Origin of the sequence: Nostoc sp. (genome assembly GCF_036918245.1) — a bacterium.
GTDB lineage: Bacteria > Cyanobacteriota > Cyanobacteriia > Cyanobacteriales > Nostocaceae > Nostoc.
Genome location: NZ_JBALEF010000079.1, coordinates 1 through 857 on the forward strand (window position 1 = coordinate 1; position 857 = coordinate 857).

1 protein-coding gene is annotated in these 857 nt (G+C 37.8%); it reads right to left on the bottom strand.

Going from position 1 to position 857, the window contains the following annotated elements; all coding sequences use genetic code 11:
- Window positions 1–797, bottom strand: a protein-coding gene (locus V7L12_RS21990; protein ID WP_335087491.1) for an IS5 family transposase whose coding sequence is annotated in 2 segments (ribosomal slippage) — window positions 1–413 and window positions 413–797 — 798 coding nt annotated over the 2 segments. Because the reading frame shifts where the segments join, the coding sequence is not laid out codon by codon here. This gene is flagged as partial in the annotation.
- Window positions 798–857: the final 60 nt, after the last annotated feature.

Below are 857 nucleotides of genomic sequence, written 5' to 3' on the forward strand. Positions count from 1 at the left end.
AGCAGCAATCAGATTAAACCTTAAACTAAATCTTTTTCGACGATTTCTATAAGTAAGGGACAAAATTTTAAAAACCTTGAGTTTCCGATTTATATGCTCACCTAAAACTCTGACTTTGGCTAATTCTTGATTACTCTTTTTATCTTGATAACTTAACTTACCTCCTCTGGGCTTTTTTTTAGGAATCCAACTATTGTTATGCAGTTTATCAATACCTTGATAACCTTTATCTCCTAAGCACTCTATGTCTTCTCTCAACCTAAGTTTACTATTTTTAAATATACGAAAATCATGCTCTCTACCCTTACCATGAGCGGTACAGATGATTTTACCATTCGCCTGGTCTACCACTACCTGAGACTTCAATGTATGCTGTTTCTTTTTTCCACTGTAGAACTTTTTTTGTTTTTTTTAGGACGTTCAATCGGGCTTTCAGTAACGTCAACTATCACTACCTGTAACTGATAATCAGAATTTGTCAGTCTTTTCTTGCCTGGAAGAGTGAAAGTCCTGGATTTAGTCAGTGTGTCTTCTATTTTTCGGATAATTCGGTAAGCTGTAGACTCGTTTACTCTCCACGATTGACCAATATGAAAGTATGTGCGGTATTCTCTCCAATATTCCAATGTCATCAACAATTGGTCTTCCAAACTGAGTTTACCTGGCCGTCCTGTTTTTTGTTTTGTTCGCTGTTGCGAAAGCCCGTCCTCTAGCATCTGGTTAAAAGTCTCTGGGCGTACACCACACAAGCGTTTAAACTCTTCTGGTTTTAGGCTCTTTACTTGGTCATAGGTGATAAATGCTACCCAACTCTAACCTACTTGTCTCACGTATCTGGGACTTTTGCAAGAGGTCTA